This window comes from Streptomyces sp. NBC_01003 (assembly GCF_045162695.1).
Classification (GTDB): domain Bacteria; phylum Actinomycetota; class Actinomycetes; order Streptomycetales; family Streptomycetaceae; genus Streptomyces.
Genome location: NZ_CP108707.1, coordinates 3,030,359 through 3,055,722, shown reverse-complemented (window position 1 = coordinate 3,055,722; position 25,364 = coordinate 3,030,359). Strand labels below are relative to the sequence as shown.

Genomic DNA, 25,364 nt, shown 5'->3' with positions numbered 1-25,364 from the left:
CTCACGGGAAAGAGATCGGATGAATTCAGCGCGAAAGTCCAACAACTCCTGCGCGGGAGTCCAAACGCCCGTGCAGGAGCGGAAGTTCAGCCGAGCGCCCCGAAGGAACCCGTCAGAACGGGTACCAGCGCACCGTCGGATCCCCGTCCCGCAGTGACGCCACCCTGCGCTCGAACTCCGCGAGCGCCTTGGGGTTGGCCGGCGCGTGCTGGGCGACCCACGCGCAGCTCGCCGTCTCGCGCGCGCCGCGCAGCACGGCGCACCCGTCCCACTCCCGCACGTCCCAGCCGTACGTCCGCGTGAACGCGTCGTACGCCTCGGGGTCGAGCCCGTACCGGTCGCGGGAGAGCGCCATGACGACCAGGTCGTGCTCGCGCAGGTCGGAGGAGAACGTCTCCAGGTCGACGAGGACGGGTCCGTCGGGGCCGATGTGCACATTGCGCGGCAGCGCGTCCCCATGGATCGGGCCCGGCGTCAGGTGCGGGACGAGCGCCGCCGCCGCGTCCGCGAAGCCGTCGCGCCGCTCGCGCAGATACGCGGCGTCGGCGGGGTCGATCGCGTCGCCCGCGAGCCGCAGCCACCGCTCGACGCCGCCGAGCAGCTCGCGGCGCGGCAGCGCGAAGGGCGGGGCGGGCAGGGCGTGCACGAGGCGGAGCAGCTCGGCCAGGTCGCGCGGCTCGGCGGGGCGCAGGGCGGCCGGAACGCGGTGCCACAGCGTCACCGGGTGACCGTCCACGAGGAGCGGCTCGGGCTCGGCGGCCCGTACGGCCGGCACGCCCTGGCCGGCGAGCCAGCCCGCGACGGCGAGCTCGTGCCGCGCCCGCTCCAGGAGTTCGGGGTCGCGGCCCACCTTGACCACGAGGTCGCCGAGCGCGAACACGGCGTTCTCGCCGAGCGCGAGCAGCTCGGCCTCCGGCCCGCCGCCCTCCGGCCCACCGTCCCGCTGTCCGCCGCCCCGCTGTCCGCCGGGGAGCTCCGCCGCCGCGAGCACCTTCCGCGCCTGCGCCTCGTCCATCACTTGCCTCCCGCCGATCCCTTGGTCCGGGCCCAGTCTCGCACCCGTTTCGCATGCGCATACGCCCCGGTCCACGCCGTAACGGACAAGGTCGTGCGCACCGGCTTGACGAGTATCGGGTCCCTCAGCACGATGACGGAGGCCGCCGGGGCGGCCGGTGCCATACCCAGTCGCCCGAAGGAGCCGGACACGTGACATTGGCGACCGCAACGACGCGGACGGGGAAGCGCGCGCCAGGGCCACCGGGCGGTGGGCGCCCGGCGGACCGCGGCGCCGCCTGGTTCCTGGTCCTGCCCGCCCTCATCCCGATCCTCGTGCTCAGCGTCGGGCCTCTCCTCTACGGCATCGCGCTGGCGTTCACCGACTCACAGGCCGGCCGCACGGCGCCGACCCAGTGGGTGGGCGCGCTCAACTTCCAGGACCTGCTGCACGACACGCTGTTCTGGGACTCGTTCCGGATCGGCCTGCTGTGGGCGGTCGGGGTGACCGTCCCTCAGTTCCTGCTCGCGCTCGGCCTCGCGCTCCTGCTCAACCAGAACCTCCGCTTCCGCTGGCTGGCGCGGGCGCTCGCGATCATTCCCTGGGCCATGCCCGAGGTGGTCGTGGGCATCATGTGGCGCCTCGTCTACAACCCGGACGCGGGCATCCTCAACGAGACCATCCGCGACCTCGGCCTCGGTGACGGGCGTGACTGGCTCACCGGCCTGGCGACCGCGCTGCCCGCCGTGATCGTCGTCGGCATCTGGGCGGGCATGCCGCAGACCACCGTCGCCCTGCTCGCCGGGCTCCAGAACACCTCGCCCGAACTCCACGAGGCCGCCGCGCTCGACGGCGCCGGCGCCTGGGGCCGCTTCCGCGCCGTGACGTGGCCCGCGCTCAGGCCGGTCGCCCTCGCCATCACCGCGCTCAACTTCATCTGGAACTTCAACTCGTTCGCCCTGGTCTACGTCCTGACCAACGGCGGCCCGGGCGGCCGGACCCGCCTGCCCATGCTCTTCGCCTACGAAGAGGCCTTCCGCTACGGCCAGTTCGGCTACGCGGCGGCGATGGGCTGCGTGATGGTCGCGGTCATCTCGGTCATCCTCGCCTTCTACCTCGTGGGCCGGCTCAAGGGAGGCGACGAGCAGTGAGCCGTACCCGGACAGGCATCCGGCCGAGCAGGCCGGCGCGCGCGGGCCAGTACCTCGCGCTGCTCGCCTATCTCGTCTTCCTCGCGTTCCCGTTCCTGTGGCTGATCTCCACGGCGTTCAAGCCGCCCCGCGAACTCGCGAGCCTGCACCCCACGTGGATACCCAAGGACCCCACACTCGCCAACTTCCGCCAGGCCTTCGACGAGCAGCCCCTCCTGAGGGCCGCCGCCAACTCCGTGATCGTCGCGGTCTGCGCGGCCCTGATCGCCGTCGTCATCGCGACCCCGATGGCGTACGTGATGGCCCGCCACCGTTCCGCGCTGTCCCGCGCGGCGACGGGCTGGGTGGTGGTCAGCCAGGCGTTCCCGTTCGTCCTGCTGATCATCCCGCTCTTCCTGATCCTGAAGAACCTGCACCTGATCAACTCGCTGCCCGGCCTGACCATGGTCTACGTCGTGTGGTCGCTGCCCTTCGCACTGTGGATGCTGGTCGGCTACGTCCGGGCCGTGCCGCCCGAGCTGGAGGAGGCGGCCGCCGTCGACGGAGCCGGAAAGCTGCGCACGCTCGTCTCCGTCACGGCTCCGCTGCTCGCGCCGGGTCTGGTGGCGACGGCCCTGTTCGCGTTCATCACCGCGTGGAACGAGTTCTTCTTCGCGCTCGTCCTGATGAAGACCCCGGAGAGGCAGACGCTGCCGGTGATCCTGACGCACTTTCTCGGCGCGGAGGGCGTCGCCGACCTCGGGCCGCTGGCCGCCGCGGCGTTCCTCGCGACCCTGCCCTCACTGGTGATCTTCGCGTTCATCCAGCGCAGACTCACCGGCGGGATGCTGACCGGGGCGGTGAAGTCATGAGGCGGATACCCCGGCTGGCCGCCGTCGCCGCGGCCGTGGCCCTGCTGCTCACCGGCTGTTCGTCCGGCGGGACGGCGGACGACGGCAAGATCACTCTCGAGTTCCAGTCCCTCGCCTGGCAGAAGGAGTCCGTCGACGCCAACAAGCAGCTCGTGAAGGAGTGGAACGCGGCGCACCCGGACATCCAGGTCAAGTACGTCCAGGGCAGCTGGGACAGCGTCCACGACCAGCTGCTCACCTCCTTCGAGGGAGGGGAGGCGCCCGACGTCATCCACGACGCCTCCGACGACCTCGCGGACTTCGCGTACGGCGGCTACCTCGCCGATCTGCGCGACCTGCTGCCCACCCGCCTCAAGTCCGATATCCCGCAGCGCAGTTGGGAGACCGCGACCTTCGGTGACGGCGTCTACGGTGTGCCGTTCCTCCAGGAGCCGCGCGTCCTCATCGCCAACGCGAAGATCCTCAAGGCGGCGGGTATACGCATCCCGACGCCTGCGAAGCCCTGGTCCTGGGAGGAGTTCAGGGCCGTCACGAAGAAGCTGAGCGGCGACAGGAAGTTCGGCGTCGCGTGGCCGCTGAAGGAGCCCGTCTCGGCGACCCTCAACCTCTCCCTCTCGGCCGGCGGACGCATGTTCCACCGCGGCGCAGACGGAAAGGTGACGGTCCGCTTCGACGCCGCGGACCAGGTCGGGCCCCGCACGGTCCACGACCAGGTCAACATCGACGGCAGCGCCTCTGGCGCGACGCTCGGCATGGGCGGCTCCGACACGCTCCCCGGCTTCTTCGCCGGCAAGTACGCGATGGTCCCGCTCGGCTTCTCCTACCGCCAGCAGATCGTCCAGCAGGCGCCCAAGGGCTTCGACTGGCAGGTGCTCCCGGCGCCCGCGGGCCGTGACGGGCTCGCCCAGGGCGTCTCCCCGCAGACCCTGTCCGTCGCCGAGGACAGCCCGCACAAGAAGGAGGCGGCGCAGTTCATCGACTTCCTCCTGCGGCCGCCGAACATCGTGCGCCTCGCGCTCGGCGACTGGATGCTGCCCACCGGCACCGAGGCGCTGAAGGACCCGGCCCTGCACACGGAGAAGAACGACTGGGCGACCGGCACGGCCCTCGCCGGTGACCTCCGCTCGGCCCCGGCGCAGTCGGTGCGCGGCTACGCGGAGTGAAAGGACAAGGTCGCGACACCCGCGCTCCAGGAGTACTACAGCGGCTCGATCGGTCTCGGTGAACTGCGCAAGCGCCTGGTGAAGGACGGAAATCTGGTGCTCGCGAGGTATCAGAGGTAGGGCCTTTCGTTTGGATCGGGCTGGATCAGGGAGCGGGGTCATGGTGGTCCCCCCTCTGCTCGAGCGCAGTCGAGAGCTTGGGGGAGTGCGTGCCAGACCCCGCGAGCCCAGCCCGATCCAAACGAAAGGCCCTAGGGCGGGACGCGGGCGAGTGGGTCACATGTCAAGGACGAGGCGTGGGCCCCGGCAGCGCGAGACGCAGATCATCAGCGTCTCGCCCGCCGCCCGCTCCCCGGCGGTGAGCACCGAGTCCCGGTGGTCCGCCGCGCCCTCCATGATGTCGGTCTCGCAGGTCCCGCAGGTGCCTTCCGCGCAGGAGTACAGCACGTCGATCCCCGCATCCTGCACCGTGTGCAGGATGCTGCGGCCGGGCGGTACGGTCACGGTGCGGCCGGAGCGCCGCAGCTCCACCTCGAAGGCGTGGTCCGTGCCGCCGGTGCTGTCCGGCCCGTCCTGCGCGGGCCGGAAACGCTCGGTGTGGGCGGCGCCCCGGGCCTCGACGGCGTCGAGGAGCGGTCCCGGGCCGCAGCAGTAGACCAGGGCCTCGTCGCCCGCCGGGCCGAGATACCCGTCGAGGTCGAGCAGCCCCGTCTCGTCCTCCGGAGCGACGCGCACCTTCGTGCCGTAGGCGGAGAGGCGGTCGAGGAACGCCATCGAGCCGCGCGTCCGGCCGCCGTACAGCAGGCTCCACTCGGCGCCCGCCGCCTCGGCGGCGGCCACCATCGGAAGGATCGGGGTGATCCCGATGCCGCCCGCCACGAAGCGGTAGCCCGGTGCCTCGTGGAGGGGAAAGTGGTTGCGCGGCCCCCGGACGCGGACGACCGCGCCCGGGGTCAGCTTCTCGTGGACGTACGCCGATCCGCCGCGTCCGAGCGGTTCGTGGAGGACCGCGACGGTCCAGGCGGCGCGGTCGGCCGGGTCGCCGCACAACGAGTACGAGCGGACCAGGCCGTCCGTCAGGACCAGGTCGACGTGGGCACCCGGCTCCCAGGGCGGCAGCGTCGCGCCCTGGGGGTGCCGGAACGTCAAGGACACGACACCGTCGGCCTCTTCGGTCCGTGCGGCGACGACGAGGTCGGCTTCGTGGGGCGGGTTCACCGGTCGTCCTCCTGGTGATCGTGATCGGGGTGGGACAGCATCCACTGCCACATCGCCACGGGATCCTGTGTGCCGTGCTCGGCCCCGCAGTGGCAGATGCCGTGCAGTTCGTCGGTGCCGGGGACCCAGTCGACGCGGTACACCTCGGCGGTGGGCGGGCGGCTCATCGCGCGACGGTGTCGGGGGCCGCGGACCGGTCGGCCTCTGTGGCGAGGCGGGACAGGATCCGGCGGGCGGCGAGGCCGCCCGTGTCGATGTTGATGCTGAGCTCCTGGTAGCCGGCGGGCTCGGTGTCCAGGGTCTTCTGGAGCAGGTTCAGCGCGTTCACGTCCTGCATGACGACCTCGTGGTTGAAGTCGCGCAGGAACGTGGACATCTCCTCGTCGCCGTGGCCGAAGTCGCGGGAGACCGCCCAGAAGTCGTAGACCTGGTTCCGCGTGGACGGGGTGATCGCGTAGGTGATCTCCACGTGGAAGGCGTCCGGGTCGGTGCCGTCCGGGTTCGGCAGAACGCCCTGCGGGGCGATGCGGCTGTGCAGCAGGTACAGGCAGGGGGCGTGGTACTCGATGTCCTGCCAGCGGGTGATACGGCCCTTGATGCCAGTGGAGTTGGCGTAGAACGGCGGACACTCGGCGTCGGCCATGTGCCGGCTGACACGGACGATGCCCGCGCCCTCGTCGACCTCCGTCGTCATGGGGGTGTCGGCGACCTCGGGCGTGCCGATGTAGCCGCCGTGCAGGTACGTCTCGTGGGAGAGGTCCATCAGGTTGTCGACCAGCAGGACGTAGTCGGCGTCGATGGGCTCCATGCCGCCGACCGTCGTCCAGTGCGCGGAGTCGGCCAGGTGCGGGGCCCGTGGGATCGTCGTCCGGTCGGCCAGCGCCGGGTCGCCGATCCACACCCACACGAAGGAGTCCAGCTCGGCCACGGGGTACGAACTCACCCTGGCGGTACGGGGGATGCGTTTCTGTCCGGGGACGTACACGCAGGTGCCGGTCGTGTCGTAGGTGAAGCCGTGGTAGCCGCAGACCACCTTGTCGCCGTCGAGCCGGCTGTGCGAGAGCGGGAAGCGGCGGTGCACGCAGCGGTCCGCCAGGGCGACGACCTCGCCCGTGTCCTCGGTCCGGTAGAAGGCGATCGGTTCGCCGAGGACGGTGCGGGCGAGCAGTTCCCGCCCGACCTCCGTCCCGTACGCCGCTACATACCACTGGTTCCGCGCGAACTCGGACATGGCACTCCCGTCCCTGAAGGGCGAAGCGGCTCTGCTTCGCCGTGCCGTGGTGTGCCACCAGCGTCGTGACGGGGGCCAGGTCGCGGCAACGGCTCTTCCGTCGGGCGGAAGCCGGAGAATGTCGGGGGTCTCTAATCATTGACCTCCACAATTATTGCGCTCTACATTCCACGCATTCGCCGGCATGCCCCGGCGGCACCCCGCACTCCCTCGTACTCCCTCGGAACTCCCGCAGAACTCCCTCGGAACGGAGGGCCTCTCGTGCCCGCACCCTTGCCCCGTACCCTCGCCGCGCTCGGCGCCGCGCTGCTCCTCACCCTCGCGGCCCCGGCCGCCGCCGAGGCGGACACCGCGGCAACCGCCCGGCATCTGACCGGAACCCTGGCCGACGACGCGACCTGGATCGCGGACGTCCCCGCCCACTGGAACGGCACCCTCGTCCTCTTCTCCCACGGCTTCGGCCCGACCGTCGCCCAGGACGCGCCCACGCCCGCTGTGCGATCCCAACTCCTCGCCGAGGGGTACGCGTTGGCGGGCTCTTCCTACGATCCGCACGGCTCGATGTGGGCCCTGGAGAGCGCCGAGCGCGACCAGTTCGCCACGCTCGACGCGTTCGTCGCCGCGGTGGGACGCCCGGCGCGCACGCTCTCCCTCGGGCAGTCGATGGGCGGCCTGGTCAACGCCCGGATCGCCCGCGACGGCGGTGGCCGCGTCGACGGAGCGCTCGGCATGTGCGGCCTGGTCGCCGGCGGCACCGACCTCGACACCTACCAGCTCAACGCGGAGTACACGCTCGCCAGGCTGCTGCTGCCCGGGCAGGAGGTCCGGCTCACCGGGTTCGCCGACGCGGCCGAGGCGTCGGCCACCGCGGACCGGCTCACCGCGGCCGTGACGTCCGCGCAAGACACGGCACAGGGCCGGGCCCGCATCGCGCTCGCCGCCGCCTACCTCAACCTGCCCGCCTGGTCGTCGGGCGAGAAGCCGCCCGCGCCGCACGACGCGGCGGCGCAGGAGAAGCAGCAGTACGGATGGCTGGCCCAGGGGCTGCTTACGTTCATCGAGGGCGGCCGGTACGCGATGGAGCAGTCGGTGGGCGGCAATAACTCGGGCAATGCCGGCACCGACTACACCGCGCTCCTGGCCCGCTCCGAACACGCCCCGCAAGTACGGGAGTTGTACCGCGCCGCGGGACTCGACCTGCGCGCCGACCTCGCTACGCTCGCCGCAGGGCCCCGGACCGTCGCCGATCCCGCCGCGGTCGCCGCCGCGCGGCGCACCTCGTCGGCGGGGCAGGGCCTCGACGTCCCGCTGCTCGATGTGCACACCACCGCCGACAACCTCGTACCCGTGGAGCAGGAGAACGCGTTCGCGGACCGGGTGCGGGCGGGCGGGGACGGGGCCCTGCTGCGGCAGGCGTACGTCGCGCGCCCCGGCCACTGCACCTTCACCACCGCGGAGACCGTCGCGGCGGTGCACGTGATCGACCGGAGGGCCGCCCTCGGACGCTGGGACGGCGCCGAGCGGCCCGCGGCCCTGCAGCATGCCGCGCTCGGACTGCACCTGGGAGACGCCGCGTATGTCCCGTACCGGCCGGACGAGTTGAACGGCGCGGCCCGCTCCCACTGAACCGCCTCCCCGAACCTTCGACCCAGGGATGTCCCATGCCCGCACGAAGAATCACCGGCCGCTTCACCGCCGGAACCCTGAAAGCCGGAACCCTGATCGCCGGATGCCTCGCGGTCTGCCTCGCTCAGATCGGCATCGCCCTTCCGGCCACGCTCAACGGCCTGTTCCAGGAGCATCTGCACCCGGTGGGCTCCCAACTGACCTGGATATCCGACGCGTTCCTGCTCCCCGTCACCGTCCTGGAACTGACCTTCGGCGTCCTCGGTGACCTCTTCGGACGCAAACGGCTGCTCGTCGGCGGCGCCGTGCTCCTCGGCGCCGGAGAGACGGTGGCCGCCACCGGCGCGGGGGTGCACCAGCTCTGGGTCGGGCAGGCGCTCGCCGGGCTGGGCGCGGCGGCACTGTTCCCCACCTCACTGGCGATGATCGCCGCCGGCAGCACCACTGCGGCGAGCCGGACCCGGGCCATCGCCCTGTGGGCGTCCAGCCTGTCCGCGGGCGGCTTCCTCGCCCCGCTGCTCGGCGGGATCACCGGGAACTACGGCTCCTGGCGGTGGGCCTTCGTCGTGGTGACGGCCATCGCGGCGGTGAGTGCCCTCACCAGCCTGCTGCTCGCCCATGACTCCCGTGCGCCCGAAGGCCGTTCGCTGGACATCGGCGGGCAGATCACCATCGGCGTCGGCGCGTTCGCCCTGCTGTACGGCGTCATCCAGGGGCCGATGGACGGCTGGGGCTCCGTGCCCGTGGTGACCGCCTTCCTGGTCGCCGCCGTCTTCCTCGGCCTGTTCCTCGTCGCCGAACTGCGGGCGCGCTCACCGCTGTTGCGCCTCGACCTGTTCGCCGACCGGTCGTTCGCGGTGGCCTCCGCCGTCACCGTGGTCGGCATGTTCGCCTTCCTCGGCACCGCGTACGCCGCCAGCATCCGACTCGGTCCGATCCAACATCAGAGCCCGCTGCGCACCGCGTTCGCCTTCCTGCTGCTCAACGGCATCACCCCGTTCCTCACCCCGCTGACCACCCGGCTGCTCACCCGGGTGGCGCCGCGTCTGCTGCTCGCCGGCGGCCTGGCCCTGATGGCCGCGGGCGACTTCACCGCCGCCTCGCTGCGGGTGACCGACCGGGCCCTGCCGTCGCTGATCCTGCCGCTCGGCCTGGTCGGGGTGGGCTTCGCCTTCACCGTTTCCTCCGTCACGGCGACCGCTGTCAACGCGGCCCCCGCCCACCTCGCGGGCATGGCCAGCGCCTCGACGAACCTGCTGCGCGACTTCGGCTTCACCCTCGGTCCCGCGGTCATCGGCGCGGTGGCGCTCAGCCAGGCGGCGTCCCGACTCGACGGGGCGATCGGTACGTCGGACCTGGCGCCGAGCGCGAAGGCGGCGGCCGGGGAGGTCCTCGCCGAGGGCGGGCCGCTCGCCCTGAACTCGGTACCGGCGGGCTCCCCGCCCGGAGCGGCGGGACCCTACGCCCTCGAGGCGCTGGGCCACGGCTACTCGATCGGGTTCGTGGTCTGCGGGGCGGCCGCGGCGCTGTCGGCGCTCCTGGTGCTCGTCGCCCTGCGGCGCGGGAAGGGCACGGACACAGGCGCGCGGGACGCCGACGGTTCGGCCGCCACCGCCCTGCCGGACGTCGGCGCGGTCTCTTCCTGACCCCTCAGGGCCGCCAGCCCAGCGCGCGCGAGATGCCGCGCCCCGCGAGCCGTACGGCCGGGACCAGTGAGTGCGGCTGTGTCCCGGCCGAGGGGACCACGAGCGATACCGCGGCCACGACGTCGCCGCGCGGCCCGCGCACGGGTGCGGCCACCGACACCGCGTCGTCCGTGATCTGGCGGTCGGCCACCGCGCAGCCGGTGCGCCGGACCTCGGCCAGGGCGCGGCGCAGCCGGGCCGGGTCGGACAGGGTGTGCGGGGTGAAGGCGGCGAGCGGCCGCCCGCAGACCTGGTCCTGGAAGGACTTGGCGCTGTGGGCGAGGAGGACGAGCCCGACGCCCGTCGCGTGCAGCGGCCAGCGCGCCCCGATCCTGCTGCGGACGCCGACCGCGTGGCGGCCGGACAGCCGCTCGATGTAGACGACGTCGAGGCCGTCGCGCACCGCGAGATGCACGTTCTCGTGGGTCGCCTCGTAGAGGTCCTCGAGGAACGGCAGCGCGGCCTCGCGCAGGGCGGGGCCGCGCGGGGCCAGCGCCGCGAGTTCCCAGATCCGCAGCCCGACGTGGTAGTTGCCCGCCGCGTCGCGCTCGAGGGCGCCCCACGCGGTGAGCTCGCCCACCAGACGGTGGGCGGTGGCCAGCGGCAGTCCGGCCCGGCGGCCTATCTCGGTGAGGGACAGCGCGGGTCTGCGGTGGTCGAACGCGCCGAGCACCGCAAGGAGACGCTCCGCCGCGGAACGGCTGCGCGGTGCGTCCAAGGAGACCTCCGGCGGCTCGGCCATGCCCGCCGGGTCAGCCCCGGTCCGCTTCCGCGACCCGCGCCAACAGGGTTTGCAACGTGGCGCGTTCCATGGGGTCGAGGGGTGCGAGCAGTTCGTCGGTGACGCGTCGGCTGCCCTTGTCGGTGTCGCGCAGGACGTCCTTGCCCCGGCCCGTGAGGGCGACGATGCGGCTGCGCCGGTCGCCGGGCGCGGGTCCGCGCTCCACCAGGCCGAGTTCCTGCAGGTCGTCCACGAGGCTCACGATGGCGCTCGGGTCGTAGCCGAGCCGGTCGCTCAGCTCGCGCTGCAGGGCGCCCTCCACGGTGGCGAGGTAGCGCAGCAGCGCGTAGTGCCGCAGCCGCAGGCCGAACTCTTCGAGCGTGGCGTTGAACAGCCGGCCCGAGTGCAGCCCGAGCCGGTAGAGGAGATAGCCGGTGTCGGCGTGCAACGCGCGCATCCAGGGCGCCTCTTCGTCAGTGATGTCGGGCTCCGGGGTCGGTCCGTGCGGGCACGGGGGGCGTGACGTCGTGCGTGAGGTCGTGCGTGAGGCTCCAGCATGAAGGACTTCAAGGCTTACGGCAACTATTGACGACAACAATGATTGGCCATAGCTTCTTTCTCGTCGGCCGGTACCCGTACCTGGAAGGACCCACCCAGTGCCTGACACACCCTCAACTTCTCTCTCCGGCAAGGTCGCCGTCGTCACCGGAAGCGGCCGCGGACTCGGCCTCGCCTACGCCACCGCCCTCGCCGGGGCCGGGGCGAGCGTCGTCGTCAACGACATCGACGAGGACGTCGCCGCGCAGGCCGTCAAGACGATCACCGAGGCCGGCGGCCGGGCCGTCGCCGAGGTCGTCCCGGTCGGCACCACCGAGGCCGCCGAGCGCCTCGTCGACCGGGCCGTCTCGGCGTTCGGCCGGCTGGACGTCATGGTCACCAACGCCGGAATCCTGCGCGACAGGGTGCTGTGGAAGATGACCGACGACGACTTCGACGCCGTCGTCACCACCCACCTCAGGGGCACCTTCACCTGCGCGAGGGCCGCCGCCGTGCGCATGCGCGAACAGGGCGAGGGCGGCAGCCTGATCCTCATCGCCTCCCCGGCCGGCCAGCGCGGCAACTTCGGGCAGACCAACTACGCCGCGGCCAAGGCCGGGATCGCGGCGATGGTGCGCACCTGGTCCATGGAGCTGGCCCGCGCAGGCGTCACCGTGAACGCCGTCGTGCCGGTCGCCGCGACCGCGATGACCGAGACCATCCCCGCCTTCGCCCCCTACGTCGACGCCCTGCGCGACGGCGAACCGCTGCCGGGCTTCCTGCGCAGGGGCGAGGGGTTCGGCACGCCGGAGGACTGCGCCGCGCTCGTGCCCTTCCTCGCCTCGGAAGCGGCCCGGGACGTCACGGGTCAGTGCATCGGCATCGGCGGCGACAAGCTCGCCCTGTGGTCACACCCGCAGGAGGTGTCCGTCGCCTACGCGGACGGCGGCTGGAGCCCGCGGACCATCGCCGAGACGTGGCACACGTCGGTCGGGCGCGAGCCGCAGACCGTCGGCATCCCCGCACCGAAGATCCCGGGAGAGTGACCCCGTCATGACCACGATCGATGTGGACGAACTCGTCGCGATCGACGTCCACACGCATGCCGAGGTGTCGTCCAAGGGGCGGGCCTCGCTCGACGACGAGCTGCACGCCGCGTCCAGCGCCTACTTCAAGGTCGAGGGGAACCGGAAGCCCACCCTCGAGGAGACCGCCGCGTACTACCGCGAGCGGCGCATGGCCGCCGTCGTCTTCACCGTCGACGCCGAGTCCGCCACCGGCACCGAGCCCGTCCCCAACGAGGAGGTCGCCGAGGCCGCGCTCGCCAACCCCGACGTGCTGATCCCCTTCGCGAGCATCGACCCCTTCCGGGGCCGCGCCGGGATCAGGCAGGCCCGGCGCCTGGTCGAGGAGTACGGGGTGCGCGGCTTCAAGTTCCACCCCAGCATCCAGGGCTTCTTCCCCAACGACCGTATGGCGTACGGCCTTTACGAGGTGATCGAGGAGACCGGCGCCGTCGCGCTCTTCCATACCGGCCAGACCGGCATCGGCGCGGGCGTGCCCGGCGGTGGAGGCATCCGCCTGAAGTACTCCAACCCGATGCACGTGGACGACGTCGCCGCCGACTTCCCCCAGCTGAAGATCATCCTCGCGCACCCCTCATTCCCCTGGCAGGACGAGGCGCTCGCCGTGGCCACCCACAAGCCCGGCGTGCACATCGACCTCTCGGGCTGGTCACCGAAGTACTTCCCGCAGCAGCTCGTCCAGTACGCCAACACCCTGCTGAAGGACAAGGTGCTGTTCGGCTCGGACTACCCCGTACTCACCCCCGACCGCTGGCTCGCCGACTTCGCGAAGCTCCCGATCAAGGACGAGGTCAGGCCGAAGATCCTCAAGGAGAACGCCGCCCGGCTGCTCGGGCTGACAAAACCGTAAAGGGGCCGGACATGCGCAACGAGGGACTGGGGTCGTGGCCCGCACGCCGGGCCCGCAAGACCCCGCACCGCACGGCACTCATCCACGGCACCACCACCATCAGTTACGCCGCACTGCACGAGCGCACCACCCGGCTCGCCCACGCCCTACGGGCGCTCGGCGTCCGTCGCGGCGACCGGGTCGCCTACCTCGGCCCCAACCACCCCTCGTTCCTGGAGGCGCTGTTCGCGACCGGGCTCCTCGGTGCGGTCTTCGTACCGCTCAACACCCGGCTCGCCGAGCCCGAACTCGCCTTCCAGATACGGGACTCGGGCGCCACGGTGCTGCTGCACGCCGCCGCGCGCACCGGCGACCTGCCGGGCGTCCGCACCGCCATCGAGGCGGACGGCGCGGCGTACGAGGAACTTCTTGCCGCCGCCCCGGCCCTCCCTATCGACGAGCAGGTCGGACCCGACGACGTGTGCATCATCATGTACACCTCGGGGACGACGGGCCGACCCAAGGGCGCCATGCTCACGCACGGGAACCTCACCTGGAACGCCGTCAACGTCCTGGTCGACCAGGACCTCGTCGCCGACGAGATCGCGCTCGTGGTGGCGCCGCTCTTCCACACCGCCGGCCTGAACATGCTCACCCTGCCGGTGCTGCTCAAGGGCGGCAGCTGTGTCCTGGTGGGCTCGTTCGACGCGGCGGCGACCCTGGAACTCGTCGAGCGCCACCGGGTCACCTTCATGTTCGGCGTCCCGACGATGTTCGACCAGCTCACACGGCAACCGAACTGGCCGGACGCCGACCTGTCGTCGCTGCGGATGCTCAGCTGCGGCGGCTCGCCCGTCCCGACCCCGCTCATCGCGGCCTACCAGGACCGCGGACTCACCTTCCTGCAGGGCTACGGGATGACCGAGGCGGCGCCCGGCACCCTCTTCCTCGACGCCGAGCACGCCGTCACCAAGGCAGGCACGGCCGGCGTGCCGCACTTCTTCAGCGACGTACGCGTGGCGCGCCCCGATCTCGCGCCGGTGGAGCCGGGCGAGACGGGCGAGGTCCTGGTGCGCGGGCCCCATGTCATGCCCGGCTACTGGGGTCTGCCCGACGAGAGCGCCGCCGCGTTCGCCGACGGCTGGTTCCGGACGGGGGACGCGGCCCGGATCGACGTGGACGGCTACGTCACCATCGTCGACCGCTTCAAGGACATGATCATTTCGGGGGGCGAGAACATCTACCCCGCCGAGGTCGAGGACGCCCTGCTCGCCCACGCGGACATCGCCGAGTGCGCGGTCATCGGCGTACCCGACGAGAAGTGGGGTGAGGTCGGCAGGGCGGTCCTCGTCGCCCGCGAGGGCCGCGCGCCCGACCCGCACGAGGTCCTCGCGTCGCTGTCCGGGCGCCTGGCGCCCTACAAGATCCCCAAGTCGGCCGTCGTCGTGGACGCCCTGCCCCGCACCGCGTCGGGAAAGCTCGTCAAGGCCGACGTCCGCCGCCTGCACGGCACTTCATGACCACCGAATTCATCAGCACACATGGAAGGAGCCCCTCATGGGCGTCACCGTCAACGGCCTGGACGAACTGAAGAAGCTCGCCGGAAGCGACCTGGGTTCCAGTGAATGGACCGATGTCACGCAGGAGCGGATCGGCACCTTCGCCGACGCCACCGACGACCACCAGTGGATCCACACGGACCCCGAGCGTGCCAAGGAAGGCCCCTTCGGCGCGCCCATCGCGCACGGTTATCTGACGCTCTCGCTCTTCATCCCGATGTTCACCGAGCTCCTGGACGTCGAAGGAGTCACCACCAAGGTCAACTACGGCCTGAACAAGGTCCGTTTCCCTGCCCCCGTGCCGGCGGGCTCCCGCATCCGCCTGGCCGCGCGCCTCGCCGGGGTCGAGGACGTGCCGGGCGGCGTGCAGATCACGGTCGACGGCACCGTCGAGATCGAGGGAGCGGCCAAGCCTGCCTGCGTCCTGCAGAGCGTCTCGAGGTTCTACGTGTAGAAACAAATTGCACGATACGTCTCGTCTCGCTTACGGTGGCGTCATGACCGTCCCCAGGAACGCCCATATCGCCATGTTCTCCATCGCCGCCCACGGGCACGTGAACCCGAGCATCGAGGTGATCAGGGAGCTCGTCGCCCGCGGGCACCGCGTGACGTACGCGATCCCGCCGCAGTTCGCGGAGAAGGTCGCCGAGACCGGGGCAGAGCCGAAGATCTGGCACTCGACGCTGCCCACCGACGACGACCCGGACGCGTGGGGCACGGAGCTGATCGACAACCTCGAACCCTTCCTCGCCGACGCGATCCAGGCGCTGCCGCAGCTCGTCGACCTCTACGAGGGCGACGAACCGGACCTCGTCCTCTACGACATCACCGCCTACCCCGCCCGTGTCCTGGCCCATCGCTGGAACGTCCCGATCGTGCAGTTCTCGCCGAACCTCGTGGCCTGGGAGGGATACGAGGAAGAGGTCGGCAAGCCGATGTTCGAGCCGCTGAAGCAGACGCCGCGCGGCAAGGCGTTCTACGAGACCTTCGAGAGCTGGATCAGGTCGAACGGAATCGACCTCTCGGTCGAGGACTTCATGGGCCGCCCGGACCGCTGCCTCGTCCTCATCCCCAAGGCGCTCCAGCCGAACGCCGACCGGGTCGACGAGGGCCGCTACACCTTCGTCGGCGCCTGTCAGGGGGACCGCTCGGCGCAGGGAGAGTGGCAGCGCCCGGCCGGTGCGCAGAACGTCCTCCTCGTCTCGCTCGGTTCGACCTTCACCAAGCAGCCCGCCTTCTACCGCGCCTGTATCGAGGCCTTCGGCGACCTGCCCGGCTGGCATGTGGTGCTCCAGATCGGCAAGTTCATCGACGAGAAGGAACTCGGGGAGATCCCCGCGAACGTCGAGGTGCACCCCTGGGTGCCGCAGCTGGCGATCCTCAGGCAGGCCGACGCCTTCATCACGCACGCGGGCGCGGGCGGCAGCCAGGAAGGCCTCGCCACCGCGACGCCGATGGTCGCGGTCCCGCAGGCCGTCGACCAGTTCGGCAACGCCGACATGCTCCAGGGGCTCGGCGTCGCACGCCACGTACCGATGGAGGAGGCCACGCCCGCGACGCTCAGGGAGGCGGTACTCGCCATGGCGGCCGATCCTGAGGTGGCGCGCCGCCTCGAGGGGATCCGGGCGGACATGGCGGGCGAGGGCGGCACGGCCCGGGCGGCCGACCTGGTGGAGGCGGCGGAGGACAGGGCGGGTGCCCGCCAACGGTAAAGGGGGCGCATGTTTTTGGTGGATACCGATGGGGGAGCGGTCCGTCCTGCTGCCCCCTGGCAAGGCATTCCGCGACCTCCCGTCCGGCCCGCTCCGGCACCCACCGCCCGGCCTCGTACGCCGCCACGGCGTGGGTGCGTCCCCGCTGCCGAGCCGCGGTGACCGCGTTCGCCGGCACGCCCTGCCCGGCGGCGCGGCGGCGTGCCGGAGCGTGGTCCCGGGCCCGGAAGGCGGACCCGCCGACGGATCCCGGTCGGCCGCGCTGCCCCGCGTCGTCGACATCGACAACCTCGTGGCCGGCGCCCATGTGACCGGCGAGGGCAACGAGCACGGTGAGCCCCAGTCACTCCGCTCGCGGCGGTGAGGGGTGACGGTTCCGCCCTCCGATCACCCAGAAGTACCCCGTATGCCAGATTCAGCGTAACTTCGGATGCTATCGGTCGTTTTCGGGCAATACGCCGCTGACGACCCATGGATTCGTATTGCCACGGTTCAGTGTGATTGTCCCCGCTTATATGGTGCAGGCATATCTACATGAATGCCTTGAATCCGTCCTGGAGCAGCCCTTCACGGATCTTGAGCTGATCGCGGTCGACGACTGCTCACCGGACGGCAGTGGAACGATCATCGACGAGTTCGCGGCCCGGGATCCGCGTGTGCGCGCCATCCATCTGACGGAGAACAGGGGTCTCGGCCGAGCCCGCAACGCCGGGCTGGAACGCGCCACCGGCGAGTATGTGATCTTCCTGGACAGCGACGACTCCCTCACCCCTGACGCGCTGCACGCGATCTCGGACCGGCTCAAGGAGACGGACACCCCCGACGTCCTGGTCTACGACTACGTACGGTCGTACTGCACCGGGAGGACGGCCCCCGACGTCGTCACGGCCCAGCTCACCGAGGAGGGCCCGGCGGCGTTCACCCTGGACGACAGGCCGGGCCTGCTGAGAGTCCTGCACGTCGTCTGGAACAAGGCTTACCGCCGCGAGTTCCTGGAGCGCGCGGGCTTCACCTTCGCTCCCGGCTACTACGAGGACGTCTCCTGGACCTATCCGGTGCTGGTGACCGCGAACTCGATCGCGGTGCTCGACCGGGTCTGCGTGCGGTACCGGCAGCGGAGACAGGGAGCGATCACCTGCTCCCCCGGGCGCAGGCATTTCGAGATCTTCGACCAGTACGACCGGGTCTTCGCCTACCTGGACGCGCACCCCGAACTGGCGCGCTGGCGCCCCTTCGTCTTCCGCCGGATGCTCGACCACTTCAGCACGGTGTTCACGGCGCGCGACCGGCTGCTGCGCGGCAGCCGCGCCGCGTTTCTGCGCCAGGCCCGCACCTATGGCCGCCGCTACCGCTGCCCGGGCGCGACTCCCCGCGCGCGCACCAGAATCCGGCACGCCCTCGTACGCCTGGGCGCGCACCGCAGCTACCTCGCCCTGTACTGCGCACGAGCCCTCCAGCGACACGTCCACCGCGCTGCCGTCGCCGCATACGGTGCCGTCAGGGCGGCCGCACTCCAGATCCACTACCGCATCCAACGGCTCCTTCCGCTGCGCGAGAACGACGCCGTGTTCTCCGCCTACTGGGGCCGCGGCTACGGCTGCAACCCGGCGGCGATCGAGGCGAAGGTCCGCGAAGTGGCGCCCCGTATCCGCACCGCCTGGATCGCGGGCCCCGCGCACGACCACACGATCCCGGCGGCCACCCGTCGCCTCACCCCCGGCTCGGCTGCGTACTGGACGGCGCTGGCCCGCTCCAAGTACCTGGTCAACAACGTCAACTTCGACCGAAGACTCGTCAAAGCCCGGGGCCAGGTGTTCCTGCAGACCCAGCACGGCACCCCGCTCAAGCACATGGGCCTCGACCTGCTCGACCGGCCCGCCGCAGTCGGCGACACCGACGTCGGGCGCATGCTCGCCAACTGCGACAAGTGGGATTACGTCCTGTCCGCGAACCGCCATTCCACGCTCGTCTGGGAGCGGGTCTTCCCCGCCGCCTACACCACGCTCGAGTACGGCTATCCGCGTAACGACATCTACCAGCACGCCACCGGCAAGGACGTGGCCCGGCTGCGCGAGACCCTGGGCATCCCCCGGGATTCGGTCGCGATCCTGTACGCCCCCACACACCGGGACTACCGCCGCACCCAGCGCCACGCGATCGATCTGGAGCGCATGCTGCGCTCACTCGGCCCCGGCTTCATGCTGCTCACCCGCGCCCACCACCTCTCCGGCAGTCCGCTCGTGGGCAAGGGCTCGTCCCGGCTGGTCGACGTCTCGGACCACCCCTGCGTCGAATCCCTCTGCCTGGCGAGCGACGCGCTGGTCACGGACTACTCCTCGCTGATGTTCGACTACGCCAATCTGGACCGCCCGATCGTCGTGTACGCCGACGACCGGGAGGCCTACGAGGCGGCCCGGGGCACCTACTTCGACCTCTGGGCCTTCCCGCCCGGCGCGGTCGCCACCGGCGAGGACGAGCTGATCGACATCTTCGCGACCGGCGAGTGGCGCAGCCCGCGCTCCGCCCAGCGGCGGGCCGCGTTCCGCAGTCGCTTCTGCCCGTACGACGACGGGGGCGCCGCCGAGCGGGTCGTGCGGCATGTCCTCCTCGGGGAGACGGCGGGCCTGCCGCCCGTCGTGCCGTTGGACGAGCGGCAACCGGCCCAGGCCCCGGCGGCATCCGGTGCGCGGAAGGAGCCGGAGGCAACCGTGACCCTGCCCACCAGCGCTGCTTGAACGCCCACCGAAGGAGAGTGTGTTGCCCCGCTTCAGCGTTGTTGTTCCCGCCCACGACGGGCCGGGGCGACTGCCCGACTGTCTTGATTCGGTGCTCGGCCAGGCCTTCGCCGACCTCGAACTGATCGCGGTCGTCAGCGCCCCGGAAGGGCTGTGTGCCTCGATCGTGGCCGCACACGCGGACCGCGATCCGCGGATCAAGGTGGTGCACTCGCCACCGGGTCACGGCCTGCCGGGCGCACGCAATGCCGGGATCGCCGTTGCCGAGGGCGAGTTCCTGCTCTTCCTCGACGGCGACGACACGCTGGTGCCCGGCGCACTGGGAATCCTCGACGCCCGGCTCGCCGAGTGCGAAGCGCCCGATCTGCTGCTCTTCGACCATGAGCGGGTGCACTGGTTCGACGGCAGCTGGGGCGCGACGCTCGAGCGGCTGTGGCAGGGGGCCCCGGCCGGGACCTTTACCGTGGAGCAGCACCCGGCGCTGCCCGATGTGCTGGTGCCCGCATGGAGCGCGGCCTATCGGCGCGACTTCGTGTCCCGGCACGAACTGGCCTTCGTGCCCGGCATGTTCACCGACACGGTGTGGAGCGTGCTGGCCGCGCTGCGGGCCGAGCGGATCGCGCTGCTCGACCGGATCTGCGTACGCCATCTGCTGCGCCGCCAAGGCAGCCGGAACCAGATCCCCGGACTCCACCACATGGATCTCCTCGACCGGTTCGACCTGGTGATGCGCCGGGCGGCGGAGCTGAAGCCGGACGCGGCGCTGCTCGGCCGGGTCTTCCACCAATTGGTGTGCGGGGTGCTCAAGACAGCGGCATCGCCCACACGGCTGCCGAGGCCCGCGCTGCGGCGACAGTACTTCCGCAGGGCCGCCCGGCTCTACCGTCAGCACCGACCCACGGGCCACCGCCCGCCAGGAGGCAGCGTGGGGCTGCAGCACGCGTTGCTGGCTTCCCGCTCCTACACGGCATTCCGCGCACTGCGCGGCACGAAGCGCTGCCTCGGCAGGGTGGCGCGGCCTGTCGGACGGCTCCTCAGGAGACTGCGGAAGCGGACCGGGAACCCGTACGGGGCCTTCCTCAGACGGCCGGTCGACGAGAACCTCGCTGTCTTCTCCTCGTACTGGGGTCGCGGCTACACCTGTAACCCCGCCGCCATCCACGCGGCGGCGCGGCGTCTGGCCCCGCACATCAGAACGGTCTTTCTGGCGACCGAGGACCACGCGCGACAGATGCCGCAGGACGTGGAGACAGTGGTGATCGGAAGCGCCCGCTACTGGCAGGTGATGGCCACCGCCAAGTACACCTTCAACAACGTCAACTTCGAGATGGCGGTCAAGAAGCGCCCCGGCACCGTCCATGTGCAGACCCAGCACGGCACCCCGCTCAAGCGCATGGGCGTGGACCAGGTGGAGTTCCCGGCGGCGGCGGCCGCGGCCGGCCCGCTCGGCAAGCTCCTGCAGCGCGTGGACCGCTGGGACTTCAACCTCTCCTCGAACCGCCACTCCACCGAGGTCTGGGAGCGGGCCTACCCGGGCGAGTACGAGAGTCTGGACGTCGGCTATCCGCGCAACGACGCGTTCTACCTGTCGACGGCCGAGGACGTGGCCGCGATCCGGCGCCGCCTCGGCGTCCCCGAGGAACGGACCGCGGTGCTGTACGCGCCGACCCACCGCGACTACCGCACGGACTTCCTCCCCCAGCTGGACCTCGTCGCATTCTGCGAGGCGCTCGGCGAGGAGTTCGTCGTGCTGCTGCGGGCCCACCACTCCTACGAGGGGGCCGCAGGCCTCGAAGGGATGCTGCGCTCCGGCGCGTTGATCGACGTGACGGAGCACCGTTCGCCCGAGGAGGTGTGCCTCGCCGCGGACGCGCTGATCACGGACTACTCGTCGATCATGTTCGACTACGCCAACCTCGACCGCCCGATCGTCGTGTACGCCGACGACTGGGACATCTACCGGGAGACACGGGGCGTCTACTTCGATCTGCTCGCCGCGCCGCCGGGTCCGGTGGCCCGTACCCAGGACGAGCTCACGCGGATCTTCCGCGGTGGCGAGTGGGACGGCGAGGCCGCGGCCCGGCTGCGCGGCGCGTTTCGTGAGCGGTTCTGCGAATTCGACGACGGGCGTGCCGCGGAGCGGGTGGTGCGCCGGGTGCTGCTCGGTGAGCCGGCCGAGGCCCTGCCGCCGGTCGTTCCGCTGGGCGAGCGCGTTCCGGCCCCGGCCGCAGCCCGCGTCCCGCACCACTGACCCGTCCGAACCGCACGCCCCCATCCCTCACGACCGTGGAAGAGCCCGTGCCTCGTTTCAGCGTCATCGTCCCCGTCCACAAGGTCCAGGGCTACCTGCGCGAGTGCCTCGACTCGATCCTGACGCAGTCCTGCACCGACATCGAGGTCATCGCGGTCGACGACTGCTCACCCGACAACTGCGGCAACATCATCGACGAGTACGCGGCGCGCGACGCCCGGGTCACCGCGGTCCACCTGCCGCAGAACGTCGGCCTCGGCCGGGCACGCAACGCGGGGGTCGGCCACGCCACCGGCGACTATCTGCTCTTCCTCGACAGCGACGACAGCTACACCCCCGGAGCCCTGCGAGCCATCGACGAGCGGCTCGCCGTCACCGGCGACCCGGACGTTCTCGTCTTCGACCATGTGCGCACGCACTGGTGGGGCCGTGGCGGCAGGAGCATGACGGCGGATCTGCTCGCCTCCGCGGGCACGGACACGTTCGACGTCATGCGCAGTCCCCAGTATCTGCATCTGTTCCTGGTCGCCTGGAACAAGGCATACCGTCGCGACTTCTTCACCGGCCACGGATTCACCTACCAGCAGGGTCTCTACGAGGACGCCCCCGTCACCTATCAGGCGTTGATGTGCGCCCGCCGTATCGCCTGTCTCGACCGGGTGTGCGTCCAGTATCTGCAGCGCAGGCGTGGCGCGATCACCCGCACCCCGGGACGCAGGCACTTCGACATCTTCGCGCAGTACGCGGGGTTGTTCGCGTTTCTCGACGAACACCCGGAACTGGACGGGGCGAGGCCGCTCCTCTTCGAGCGGATGATCAACCACTTCCTGGCGACGATGCCGCTCGGCGAGCGAGTACTGCCCGAGGACCGGGCCGCCTTCTACCGGGAGACAGTGGGGTTCTACCGGCGCTACAAGCCGGACGGTTTCACCCCGCCGGACGATGCCTACCGCACCCAGTGGCGCCTGCTCCCCGGCAGTCCCTACCCCGTGTTCCAGGCCTGCTTGCTGGCGGAGCGGCTGCGCAACGCGTCCCTCCGCAAGAAGAGCGAGGTGCGCAAGGCGACCACACGGCGGATCAACAGAGCCATCGCCGGGACCCAGCGCCGGCGCCCGCTCGATCCGAATCTCGCCGTGTACTCGGCCTTCTGGCACCGCGGTGTGCTCGGCGATCCGGCGGCCGTCCATGACGCGGCCCGGATGCTGGCCCCGCACATCCACCCGGTGTGGGTGGTGCGGCCGGACGACGTGGAGCGGCTGCCGGGAGGCATCGACCACGTCGCCCCGGACACACCGGGTTACCACCGGGTGATGAGCCGCGCCACGTATTTCGTCAACAACGTCGACTGGACACACGGCCTGGTGAAGCGCCCGGGGCAGATCCATGTGCACACCCACCAGGGGACACCCCTGGGACACATGGGCGTCGACCTGCTCGGCCGCCCGGCCGCGAAGTATCACGTCGATGTCCGTGCGCTGCTCCGGCGTGCGGACCGCTGGGACTTCAGCCTGGTCTCCAGTCCGTACGCGCAGCAGATCTGGGACCGCGCCTATCCCTGTCACTTCACCTCACTGCCGACCGGCGCCCCGCGCAACGACGTGCTGGTGCGGGGGGACACGTCGCGGACGGTCGCTCTGCGCAAGCGGCTCGGTGTCCCGGACGGCAACACCGTGGTGCTCTACGCCCCGACCTGGCGCGACCACCGCAAGTCGTACGTGCCGCGACTCGACTTCGAGCACCTGGTCAGGGAGCTGGGGCCGACGGTCACCCTGCTCGTCCGTTTGCACCCGAGGGACGCCAAGGCCGAGATCCGTGGTCTGCAGCTGCGCGACCTCCAGCGGCGCGGGCAGCTCCTCGACGTCACCGACGAGCCCTCGGTACAGGACATGATGCTCGTCTCCGACGCCCTGGTGACCGACTACTCGTCCCTGATGTTCGACTACGCCAACACGGACCGCCCGATCATCGTCCACGGCGACGACTGGGCGGCGTACCGGGCGGCCCGTGGCGCCTACGTCGATCTGCCGGCCGAGCCGCCGGGCCATGTCTCCACCAGCACCGAAGAGCTGACGGATCTGTTCGCCTCCGGGGCATGGCAGGACGCGCGATCCGCCGCTCTTCGAGCCGCCTTCCGCCGACGGTTCTGTCCGTACGACGACGGGCACGCGGCCGCCCGGGTGGTCTCCCTGATCATGCTCGGCCAGGAGTACCCCCCGTCGTCCATCCCTCAGCAGGACGCACGACAGCCCCGCGACGCCGCGCACCCCGCAGTCCCGGACGGCACACGATGACCAGGGCCGCAGCGTGGGCCACCGCCCTGTCCTTCCTCTCACCTTCCGCTCGCCGCTCCGGTCCGAACGCCCAGGAGACCTCCGCCATGTCAGCCACAGCGCCCCGTTCCCGGCTCCATTCCTCAACGGCGGCAGCCAGGGCCCACGAGCTGTGGTCGCGCGTACCGCCGGCGCTGCGGTTGCCGCTCGTCGTCTACCTGTCCTGCCAGGCCTGCTACTTGCTGTGGTGGATGGCGTTCTACCCAGGCCTGATCGACTACGACGCGCTCGCCTACACCTGGCAGGTCACCACCGACCACTGGATCTCCAATCACTCGGTCCTCTACAACTCCCTGCTCTGGCTGTCCCTCAACGGCACCGGGGGCTTCGCGGCGCTGACGCTGCTGCAGACGGTCGCGATGTCCGCGGTACTCGGCTACACGTGCGCGAGCCTGCGGACTCTGGGTGTACGCGGACGGTGGAGCGCACCGGCCGCAGTGGGCTGCGCGGCGGCTCCACCGCTCGGTGTGTTCACCGTCTACGTGGGTAAGGACGTGCCGTTCACGATCTGTGCGGTGCTGGCCTTCGCCGTGACGGTACGACTGGTGGGCAGACGGTTGCGGGGGAGGTGGAACGGTCACCTGCGACGCCCCGAACTCCTGCTCCTGTGCGCCGCGTTCCTCGGCATCGGCCTCTTCCGCAACAACGGCTTCCCCGTTGCCGTGATCGCGGCCCTGAGCCTTCTTCTGGTGCTGCCCGGGGCCCGCCGCGCGATCGCCGTGCTGGTCACCGTCACCACCGCCGTGACACTGACGCTGATGCTCGTGGTCTATTCGGCGGTCGGCATCCAGAAGCCGCCCAAGACACTGGTCTACAACCTCCACTACGCCGACCTGGCGGTGACGTATGCGCAGGCGCCGGGCCTGTTCACCCAGGATGATCTGCGGTTGATGGCCCGGGCGGCGCCGCTCTCGGACTGGCGTACGACCGGAGCCACCTGCTTTGCCTCCGACCCGCTGTACCGGAAGCTGAACAGGCATGTCACCGACCAACTCACGGCACCCCTCGTGCAGTTGTGGTGGCGCACTCTGCGCAAGGCCCCCCAGAGAGTGATGGGCGCACGGATCTGCCGCGGGCACATCGCCTGGGCCGTCTTCCCCGGGCCGCAGGATCAAGGAGGCAGGACGTACAACTCCCTCAACTGGGTGAACCCGGTGTTCTACAAGTGGTACCCGGAGATGCGGACGAGCCCCTACCGACAGGCGGCCCAGCCTCAGCCCCCGTCCCAAGCCCTCCATGACGTCGGAGTCTTCGCGTATGCCGCCTCGCGCGTTCCCCAGCTGGAGTGGCTCCTGTGGCGCGGCGCGATCTGGTGCTACGCCACCTACGTGCTCGTCACCCGGCTCGCCCGGGCCCGTGGCTGCCGCCCCCTGTTCGCCCTGGCAGGCATCACCCTCGGCAATCAGCTCACCGTATTCGTCGCGACCCCCTCGCCGTGCTTCCGCTACATGGCGGCCCCCATGTTCATCGGCGTGCTCTGCCTGTCCCTCATTCCCGCGTTGCGCGGTGCCGGACGCCCCGTCGTCCCGCCCCCGGCGTCCCGAGCGACACCGTCCACCACCGCAGCGACCTCGCCCACCTCACCGAAGAACGTGGAGTACATCCCGTGAGAAGCGCACGGAGCAGCTGAAAACCGCTCGGTGTCCGAACGCCCAGGAGATCTCCGTCCATCCCCCACAACAAGTC

General features: G+C 70.9%; 20 protein-coding genes and 1 pseudogene. 15 read left to right on the top strand and 6 right to left on the bottom strand.

Annotated features, from left to right (window positions below):
- Positions 1–112: 112 nt before the first annotated feature.
- Positions 113–1,015: a phosphotransferase enzyme family protein gene (locus tag OG698_RS14100; RefSeq protein ID WP_406103359.1), complete on the bottom strand. Its 903-nt coding sequence runs from the start codon at positions 1,013–1,015 to the stop codon at positions 113–115.
- Between the two features lie 191 nt (positions 1,016–1,206).
- Between OG698_RS14100 and OG698_RS14095 the strand changes: the two genes are divergently transcribed.
- From OG698_RS14095 to OG698_RS14085, 3 genes and pseudogenes are all read left to right on the top strand, one after another.
- On the top strand, positions 1,207–2,145 hold the full coding sequence (locus tag OG698_RS14095; protein ID WP_199841621.1) for a carbohydrate ABC transporter permease: 939 nt from the start codon (positions 1,207–1,209) through the stop codon (positions 2,143–2,145).
- A 17-nt stretch (positions 2,146–2,162) separates the two neighbouring features.
- On the top strand, positions 2,163–2,996 hold the full coding sequence (locus OG698_RS14090) for a carbohydrate ABC transporter permease (RefSeq protein ID WP_406111060.1): 834 nt from the start codon (positions 2,163–2,165) through the stop codon (positions 2,994–2,996).
- Positions 2,993–4,279, top strand: a pseudogene (locus OG698_RS14085) (ABC transporter substrate-binding protein). Before OG698_RS14090 ends, OG698_RS14085 begins: the two are co-directional and overlap by 4 nt.
- A gap of 156 nt (positions 4,280–4,435) precedes the next feature.
- Here OG698_RS14085 and OG698_RS14080 read toward each other — a convergent pair.
- The 3 genes from OG698_RS14080 to OG698_RS14070 are packed head-to-tail and all read right to left on the bottom strand — an operon-like array spanning position 4,436 to position 6,608.
- On the bottom strand, positions 4,436–5,377 hold the full coding sequence (locus OG698_RS14080; RefSeq protein ID WP_406103358.1) for a PDR/VanB family oxidoreductase: 942 nt from the start codon (positions 5,375–5,377) through the stop codon (positions 4,436–4,438).
- Positions 5,374–5,544, bottom strand: a complete 171-nt coding sequence (locus OG698_RS14075; protein WP_406103357.1) for a hypothetical protein — start codon at positions 5,542–5,544, stop codon at positions 5,374–5,376. The genes OG698_RS14080 and OG698_RS14075 overlap by 4 nt, the downstream gene beginning before the upstream one ends.
- Positions 5,541–6,608: a Rieske 2Fe-2S domain-containing protein gene (locus OG698_RS14070; RefSeq protein WP_406103356.1), complete on the bottom strand. Its 1,068-nt coding sequence runs from the start codon at positions 6,606–6,608 to the stop codon at positions 5,541–5,543. The genes OG698_RS14075 and OG698_RS14070 overlap by 4 nt, the downstream gene beginning before the upstream one ends.
- Before the next feature lie 261 nt (positions 6,609–6,869).
- On the opposite strand from OG698_RS14070, the gene OG698_RS14065 reads away from it, so the two are divergent.
- Entirely contained in the window at positions 6,870–8,234 is a 1,365-nt protein-coding gene (locus tag OG698_RS14065) for a DUF6351 family protein (RefSeq protein WP_406103355.1), read from the top strand.
- A 35-nt stretch (positions 8,235–8,269) separates the two neighbouring features.
- A complete protein-coding gene (locus OG698_RS14060) occupies positions 8,270–9,880 on the top strand; it encodes an MFS transporter (protein ID WP_406103354.1) in 1,611 nt (536 codons plus the stop codon).
- Positions 9,881–9,884: 4 nt separating this feature from the next.
- Here OG698_RS14060 and OG698_RS14055 read toward each other — a convergent pair whose 3' ends face one another.
- Positions 9,885–10,661 (bottom strand): IclR family transcriptional regulator, encoded by a 777-nt coding sequence (locus OG698_RS14055; protein ID WP_406103353.1) that lies wholly within the window; start codon positions 10,659–10,661, stop codon positions 9,885–9,887.
- 10 nt (positions 10,662–10,671) lie between these two features.
- The gene (locus tag OG698_RS14050) at positions 10,672–11,097 is read right to left on the bottom strand and encodes a MarR family winged helix-turn-helix transcriptional regulator (protein ID WP_406103352.1); all 426 of its coding nucleotides are present in this window, start codon (positions 11,095–11,097) and stop codon (positions 10,672–10,674) included.
- Positions 11,098–11,296: 199 nt separating this feature from the next.
- On the opposite strand from OG698_RS14050, the gene OG698_RS14045 reads away from it, so the two are divergent.
- The 10 genes from OG698_RS14045 to OG698_RS14000 all read left to right on the top strand — a co-directional run bounded on the left by OG698_RS14045 (position 11,297) and on the right by OG698_RS14000 (position 25,288).
- Positions 11,297–12,223 (top strand): SDR family NAD(P)-dependent oxidoreductase, encoded by a 927-nt coding sequence (locus OG698_RS14045; RefSeq protein ID WP_406103351.1) that lies wholly within the window; start codon positions 11,297–11,299, stop codon positions 12,221–12,223.
- Positions 12,224–12,239: 16 nt separating this feature from the next.
- Entirely contained in the window at positions 12,240–13,112 is an 873-nt protein-coding gene (locus OG698_RS14040) for an amidohydrolase family protein (protein WP_406111058.1), read from the top strand.
- Positions 13,113–13,123: 11 nt separating this feature from the next.
- Positions 13,124–14,611 carry an acyl-CoA synthetase gene (locus OG698_RS14035; RefSeq protein ID WP_406103350.1) on the top strand — a complete coding sequence of 496 codons (1,488 nt, stop codon included), beginning with the start codon at positions 13,124–13,126 and terminating at the stop codon, positions 14,609–14,611.
- 37 nt (positions 14,612–14,648) lie between these two features.
- Positions 14,649–15,104, top strand: coding sequence for a MaoC family dehydratase (locus OG698_RS14030; RefSeq protein ID WP_406103349.1), 456 nt, complete (start codon positions 14,649–14,651; stop codon positions 15,102–15,104).
- Between the two features lie 43 nt (positions 15,105–15,147).
- Entirely contained in the window at positions 15,148–16,362 is a 1,215-nt protein-coding gene (gene mgt, locus OG698_RS14025; protein ID WP_406103348.1) for a macrolide-inactivating glycosyltransferase, read from the top strand.
- A 28-nt stretch (positions 16,363–16,390) separates the two neighbouring features.
- Positions 16,391–16,726: a hypothetical protein gene (locus OG698_RS14020; protein WP_406103347.1), complete on the top strand. Its 336-nt coding sequence runs from the start codon at positions 16,391–16,393 to the stop codon at positions 16,724–16,726.
- Positions 16,727–16,844: 118 nt separating this feature from the next.
- Entirely contained in the window at positions 16,845–19,097 is a 2,253-nt protein-coding gene (locus tag OG698_RS14015; protein WP_406103346.1) for a CDP-glycerol glycerophosphotransferase family protein, read from the top strand.
- A 22-nt stretch (positions 19,098–19,119) separates the two neighbouring features.
- The gene (locus OG698_RS14010; RefSeq protein WP_406103345.1) at positions 19,120–21,348 is read left to right on the top strand and encodes a CDP-glycerol glycerophosphotransferase family protein; all 2,229 of its coding nucleotides are present in this window, start codon (positions 19,120–19,122) and stop codon (positions 21,346–21,348) included.
- Between the two features lie 47 nt (positions 21,349–21,395).
- Positions 21,396–23,639 (top strand): CDP-glycerol glycerophosphotransferase family protein, encoded by a 2,244-nt coding sequence (locus tag OG698_RS14005; protein ID WP_406103344.1) that lies wholly within the window; start codon positions 21,396–21,398, stop codon positions 23,637–23,639.
- Positions 23,640–23,725: 86 nt separating this feature from the next.
- Entirely contained in the window at positions 23,726–25,288 is a 1,563-nt protein-coding gene (locus OG698_RS14000) for a hypothetical protein (protein ID WP_406103343.1), read from the top strand.
- The last annotated feature ends 76 nt before the right edge of the window (positions 25,289–25,364 follow it).